Annotated in this window: 7 protein-coding genes and 1 pseudogene; all 8 read left to right on the forward strand. The window is 69.4% G+C overall.

Annotated features, from left to right (window positions below; all coding sequences use genetic code 11):
* Nucleotides 1-84: 84 nt before the first annotated feature.
* Nucleotides 85-729, forward strand: a complete 645-nt coding sequence (locus tag QR77_RS23465; RefSeq protein WP_040024110.1) for an HAD family hydrolase — start codon at nucleotides 85-87, stop codon at nucleotides 727-729.
* Nucleotides 730-813: 84 nt separating this feature from the next.
* Nucleotides 814-2,022, forward strand: a complete 1,209-nt coding sequence (locus QR77_RS23470; RefSeq protein ID WP_040024111.1) for an MFS transporter — start codon at nucleotides 814-816, stop codon at nucleotides 2,020-2,022.
* Nucleotides 1,991-3,163, forward strand: a complete 1,173-nt coding sequence (locus QR77_RS23475; protein ID WP_078877056.1) for an acetoin utilization protein AcuC — start codon at nucleotides 1,991-1,993, stop codon at nucleotides 3,161-3,163. The genes QR77_RS23470 and QR77_RS23475 overlap by 32 nt, the downstream gene beginning before the upstream one ends.
* 69 nt (nucleotides 3,164-3,232) lie before the next feature.
* On the forward strand, nucleotides 3,233-4,048 hold the full coding sequence (locus QR77_RS23480; protein WP_040024113.1) for a phosphatase: 816 nt from the start codon (nucleotides 3,233-3,235) through the stop codon (nucleotides 4,046-4,048).
* Nucleotides 4,049-4,176: 128 nt separating this feature from the next.
* Nucleotides 4,177-4,389, forward strand: coding sequence for a helix-turn-helix domain-containing protein (locus QR77_RS23485; RefSeq protein WP_014046653.1), 213 nt, complete (start codon nucleotides 4,177-4,179; stop codon nucleotides 4,387-4,389).
* A gap of 111 nt (nucleotides 4,390-4,500) precedes the next feature.
* Nucleotides 4,501-4,599, forward strand: a complete 99-nt coding sequence (locus tag QR77_RS43915) for an AURKAIP1/COX24 domain-containing protein (protein ID WP_003948845.1) — start codon at nucleotides 4,501-4,503, stop codon at nucleotides 4,597-4,599.
* Between the two features lie 173 nt (nucleotides 4,600-4,772).
* Complete coding sequence (locus QR77_RS23490; protein ID WP_040024114.1) at nucleotides 4,773-5,810, forward strand: NAD-dependent epimerase/dehydratase family protein; 1,038 nt, start codon at nucleotides 4,773-4,775, stop codon at nucleotides 5,808-5,810.
* 1 nt (nucleotide 5,811) lies between these two features.
* Nucleotides 5,812-6,060 (forward strand): annotated as a pseudogene (locus tag QR77_RS46840) (hypothetical protein); the annotation flags it as partial.

Genomic DNA, 6,060 nt, shown 5'->3' on the forward strand with positions numbered 1-6,060 from the left:
GGACGCCGCCGAACAATCTTTGGGGAAAGCCCCGCACTTTGTGCGGGGCTTTCTCGCGTTCCGGGGCCGTTTAGGGTCGAGGGTATGCGCTACGAACTCGTCATCTTCGACAACGACGGTGTACTCGTCGACAGTGAGCCCCTCTCCAACACCATCCTGGCCGCGTACCTCACCGAGTTGGGGCACCCCACCTCGTACGAGGACTCGGTGCGCGACTACATGGGGGCCGCAATGCACCGCGTCCACGATCTGGTGGGGGAGCGGACCGGGCGGCGGCTGCCCGGCGACTTCGACGACACGCTGCACTCCCGTGTCTTCGCCGCCTTCGAGCGGGAGTTGGAGCCGGTCGACGGAGTGGGTGAGGTCCTGGAGAAGCTGGCCGCCGACGGGGTGCCGTACTGCGTGGCCTCGTCCGGGGCACATGAGCGGATCCGGGTCGGGCACCGTAAGACCGGGCTCGACCGGTGGTTCCGGGAGGGCACCGTCTTCAGCGCCGAGGACGTCGGGCGCGGTAAGCCGGCGCCCGACCTGTTCCTCTACGCCGCCGAACAGATGGGTGTCGCCCCCGAACACTGCGTCGTCGTGGAGGACAGTCCCCTCGGAGTCGCGGCCGCCCGCGCCGCCGGCATGGACCTGTACGCCTTCACCGCGATGACACCCGCGGCCAAACTCGCCGGCGCCACCGGGTACTTCTCCAGGATGGCCGAGCTGCCCGAGCTGCTGGCCTGAGCCAGGAGCCGTACAGCGGGCGGTTTTTATCCGGCATGTGATTCATCTACCCATGAGTAGCCGGGAGTTCTACGCTGTCCCGCCATGACAGATGCGCGCTTGCGGCACGGTCGGGCGTCCCTGGCGCTGAGCTTCTTCGTCCAGGGGGTGACCTTCGCGCTGCTCGTCACGCGCATCCCCGCCATCCAGGACCAGTACGGGATATCCAACGCGGTCCTCCCCCTCTTCCTCGCCGCCGTGCCCGTCCTCGCCGGCGTCGGCAGCGTCCTCACCGAGAAGCTGGTCACGCGCGTACGGCCAGGTCTGCTGCTGCGATGGGCCCAGCCCGTCGTGCTCCTGGCGCTCCTCGGCGTCGGCGCCGGCACCCAGGTGTGGCACCTCGCGGTGTCCCTCGCGGGCTTCGGCCTCGCGGTCGGCGCGCTCGACGCCTCGATGAACATGCTCGGGGTGAGCCTCCAACGGGCGTACGGGCGCAGCATCATGCTCGGCTTCCACGCCACGTACAGCCTCGGCGGTATCGGCGGCGCCTCGCTGGCGTGGGCGGGTGCGCACTGGGATCTTTCGCTGCTCGTGTCGTACCTGCCGGTGGTCGTCGTCCTGCTGCCGGCCGCGCTCGTCGGCAGCCGCTGGTACGCGGACGCCGCCCCCGAAGAGGCGCCGGGCACCGGGACTGCGCCCGGGGCCGCGGCCACGCCCGTGGTGTTCAAGGTGCTGCTGCCGCTCTGTCTGGTGATGGCGTTCGCGTACATCGGCGACTCGACCGTGTCGAACTGGAGCGCCAAGTACCTCCAGGACGTGCTGGGCAGTTCGGAGGAGCTGGCGACGGTCCCGTACAACGCGTACATGGTCACCACGCTCCTGGGGCGCGCGATCGGCGACTTCGGTGTGCGGCGCTTCGGCGCCGTGGCCGTGGTGCGGTGCGGGACCGTGCTCGCCGCCGCCGGGTTCGCGGTGGTCGCCGTCGCGCCGGGCGCCTGGACGGGGATCCTCGGTTTCACCATGCTGGGGTTCGGGCTGTGTGTGGTCGTACCGCAGACCTTCGCCGCCGCGGGACGGCTGTTTCCGGCCGCGAGCGACGCCGCCGTGGCGCGGCTCAACATCTTCAACTACGTGGGGTTCCTGGTCGGATCGCCGCTGGTGGGGGCGCTCGGCGACGCCTGGAGCTACCGGGGGGCGATGCTCGTTCCGATGGTCATGGTCCTGGTCACACTGGTGTACTCGCGCTCGTTCGGGGGGCAGTACGGCCGGTACGGTGACGGGCATGAGCGGCCGAGCACTGTTGATGTGGGATGACGGAGTAACGGGATACGACTTCGGGCGCAGCCACCCGATGGATCCGGTGCGTCTGAGCCTGACCATGGCCCTGGTCAGGGCGTTCGGGCTCGACAGAGCCGTCGACGTGGTGTCGGCGCCCTCGGCGGGCGACTCGACGCTCCGGCTCGTCCACCACCAGGAGTACGTCGACGAGGTACGGCGGGTCTCGCTCGACCCCCGGTCCGCCGACGGTTCCTACGGACTCGGCACGGCGGACGACCCCGCCTTCGCCGGTATCCACGAGTCCTCGGCGCTGATCGCCGGGCAGTCCGTCGGCGCCGCCGAAGCCGTATGGCGCGGGGACGCCGCGCACGCCGTGAACTTCTCCGGCGGCCTGCACCACGCGATGCCCGGCTCCGCCTCCGGGTTCTGCATCTACAACGACGCGTCGCTGGCGATCGCGCGGCTGCTGGAACTCGGCGCGGAGCGGGTCGCGTACCTCGACGTGGATGTGCACCACGGTGACGGTGTCCAGGCGGCGTTCTGGGAGGACCCGCGGGTCCTGACCGTGTCCATGCACGAACACCCCGCCTCGCTCTTCCCTCAGACCGGCTGGCCGGAGGAGACCGGCGGCGGCGCGGGCGAGGGCAGCGCGGTCAACATCGCGCTGCCGGCCGGTACGGGTGACGAGGGGTGGCTGCGGGCGTTCCACTCCGTGGTGCCCGAACTGCTGGCGGATTTCAGGCCGCAGGTGCTCGTCACCCAGCACGGCGCCGACACCCATTTCGAAGACCCGTTGGCGCACCTCGCCGTGTCGCTCGACGCGCAGCGCGCGCTCCAGGTGGCCGCTCACGACCTGGCACATCAGTACGTCGACGAGGGGCGCTGGATCGCGCTCGGCGGCGGTGGTTACGCGGTGGTGGACGTCGTACCCCGCTCCTGGACCCACCTCGTGGCGATCGCGGCGCACCAGCCGATCGACCCCGCCTCGGACGTACCGCAGTCCTGGCGCGACGAGGTGTACGCGCGGACCCGGCAGCCCGGGCCCGCCCGGATGACGGACGGGCGGGACGCGGCGTTCCGGCCGTGGGAAGCGGGGTACGACCCGGCGGACCGGCTGGACCAGACGATCCTGGCGACCCGGAAAGCGGTCTTCCCGCTGCGCGGACTGCTCGCCTGATTACGCCAACTGTGGGTTCTCTCAACGGTTACGGCCCTCAGCGGTTCCCGGTGCGCAAGCATCGGGAGCGTGTTGAGCACCGGAGTGTTGCGGGCCCATCTGCTGGCGGCCAGGCTGGCCGGCCCAGTGGCCACGTCGCGGGAGAAAAGCCTGCGCAGTTATCGGCTTTTCGCGGCCAGGGATCCGCGTGTAACGATCGGACTTGATCCTGTCCGGACATGGCGGGAGTCGGACCTGCTCAGACTCATGGCCGACAAATGCGGTGTCTCGGCTGATCCCACCCATGTGACCGGCCCTGATGTGATCGATCCTGAACGTACTTTGACCGCCTTGAACGCTTTTGCCCTACGGCTCCGGGCGGCCGCCGCGGCCCGGGTCCCGGTGCTGCTGGGCACCGGGCACCCGCACCGACTGCTCATTTTCTACGCGGAGTTGGCAGACGCCCTGTCGGCGGCCGGATGTCTTGTCCTCAGCCCCGCGCAGGGCCGATGTATCGACATAACGACCCGGTTCGGCGTACGTACGTACCGTCTCGACTACGTACGAGGCGTTGCACTGGTGCGAGAACCAGGCGCACGGTGCGCCGGGAGTGAGCCGGGCGCGCACAGCCATTCACCGCTGCCCGTCCGGGCCGCGCTGGAGGGCGTCATGGAGGCGGGAGGGCCCCTTCCCGAGCTGGTCATCGGCGACCACGGATGGGTCTGCGGCGCAGGTCAGCTAGGCATTGAGAGCATCGGTCTCGCCGATACGGACGACCCCGCGCTCTTCGTCGGGGAGGCCGAGGGCCGGGTGTCCGTGGCCGTACCACTCGATGACGGGGTGCGGTCCGATTACTACCGCCCGCTTACTCGCTATGTACTCAATCGGGCGTGTCTGTCACAGTAAGCCGCCGAAGGCTACTCCTCTTCCCCACTCGCATCATCCGCCCCTAGTCTGGCGTGTGAGCGCACAGCGACGAAGAGTTACCGGAGGGGAAGCCGGTGGCCGTCGCGTGCGGAAGGTACAGGTGGGTCATGGCTGCTGGCAGCGAGAGGCCTCTCAACGAGGTCAAGTTCCTTACCGTGGCGGAGGTCGCCTCGGTGATGCGAGTGTCGAAGATGACCGTGTACCGATTGGTGCACAGCGGTCATCTGCCGGCGATCCGGGTGGGCAGGTCCTTCCGGGTTCCGGAGCAAGCGGTTCACGAGTACCTCCGCGAGTCCTTTGTGGGGGTTGAGTCGGCCTAGGGCATCCCCTCGGATTACGTCCCTCACTCGGTGACGGGTAGGCTAGGCCGACGTAGGTCGTGTGGGCCCAGACGCCCCGCACCGAGTGAAGAGAAGTGAGCGAGGGTAGTCGTGGGCTCTGTTATCAAGAAGCGGCGTAAGCGGATGGCCAAGAAGAAGCACCGCAAGCTGCTCAAGCGCACCCGTGTTCAGCGTCGTAACAAGAAGTAAGCGACCGCTGTTCGTGCATTCGCGGCCCTCCCACCATGCTGGTGGGAGGGTCGCGGTGTGAGCGGTGTGAGCCGAGCACGACAGCGAACCGCTACGGTGACGCGTAAAAGACTTCCCCGGGGCCGCTGGGTCCCGTGGGGCCACGCGCGGAACACCTAGGGAAGGCGCTGATCTTGGGCAGGGTCGTGCTCGTGACCGGAGCGGCCAGACAACTCGGAGGCCGTCTCGTACGCCGCCTGCTGCGCGAGCCCGAGGTGGACCGCGTGATCGCGGTGGACGCTGTCCCTCCCGAGCACCGGCTGGGCGGCGCCGAATTCGTCTGCGCGGACATCCGCCAGCCGGCCATAGCGCGGGTACTCGCCGAACACCGGGTCGACACCGTGGTGCACATGGATGTGACGGCCACTCCGCTGGGCACCGGCGGCCGCACGTCGGTCAAGGAGAACAACGTCATCGGCACCATGCAGCTCCTCGGTGCCTGCCAGAAATCGCCGACCGTCAGACGTCTGGTCGTCAAGTCCAGCACGAGTGTCTACGGTTCGGCGCCCCGCGACCCGGCCGTCTTCACCGAGAGCACCCCGCCCAAGTCGCTGCCGAGCGGCGGCTTCGCCAAGGACGCGGTGGAGGTCGAGGGGTACGTACGGGGCTTCGCGCGCCGCAGGCCCGATGTCGCCGTGTGTGTGCTGCGCTTCGCCAACATCCTGGGGCCCGGCGCCGACTCGCCGCTCGCCGAGTACTTCTCGCTGCCCGTGCTGCCGACGGTGTTCGGCTACGACCCGAGGCTCCAGTTCGTCCACGAGGAGGACGTCATCGACGTACTCCTGGTCGCGGCCGACGAGCCACGGCGCGGGACGCTCAACAGCGGCACCTTCAACATCGCGGCCGACGGTGTGCTGCTGCTCTCGCAGTGCTCGCGGCGGCTGGGGCGGCCCACCGTGCCCGTGCCGCTGCCGACGGTGAACTGGGTCGGCACCTGGCTGCGCACGGTCGGGATGACCGACTTCTCGCCGGAGCAGATCCGGCTGCTCACCCATGGGCGGGTTGTGAGTACCGACGAGATGCGCGGGACACTGGGATTCGTACCCACGTACACGACCGCGGAGGCGTTCGCGGACTTCGCGCGCAGCCGGGGTGCCGGGCTGCTGCCGCCGGCGGCCGTGGCCCGTACGGTCGACCGGCTGTCCACTCTCGTAGCCAAGGAGCGCGTCTGACATGGGCGATGCGAAGGTGATCCCTTTCGGTGACGAACCGAGGCCGAGGCGTAATGCCGCGGCGCGGGCCAAGGCGGCGAAGGCGGCCAAATCGGCGAAGGCGGCGGCCGCCGCCAAGGCCGCCGCTGAGGGCGCCCCGGTCGAGGGCGACGGCGCGGAGGGCCAGGGCCAGGGCCAGGGCCAGGAGCGGGGGCGTAAGTCCGGGCCGCTGAAGCCCGTACCGGAGCCCGCCGAGCGGCTCGACGAGCCC

Source organism: Streptomyces sp. 150FB (genome assembly GCF_000818195.1).
Lineage (GTDB): Bacteria > Actinomycetota > Actinomycetes > Streptomycetales > Streptomycetaceae > Streptomyces.

Excerpts from the sequence above, each read along its gene's own strand:
- QR77_RS23485 (WP_014046653.1), top strand. The coding sequence starts at position 4,177 with ATGGCTGCTGGCAGCGAGAGGCCTCTCAACGAGGTCAAGTTCCTTACC.
- QR77_RS23470 (WP_040024111.1), top strand. The coding sequence starts at position 814 with ATGACAGATGCGCGCTTGCGGCACGGTCGGGCGTCCCTGGCGCTGAGC.
- QR77_RS23465 (WP_040024110.1), top strand. The coding sequence starts at position 85 with ATGCGCTACGAACTCGTCATCTTCGACAACGACGGTGTACTCGTCGAC.
- QR77_RS23475 (WP_078877056.1), top strand. The coding sequence starts at position 1,991 with ATGAGCGGCCGAGCACTGTTGATGTGGGATGACGGAGTAACGGGATAC.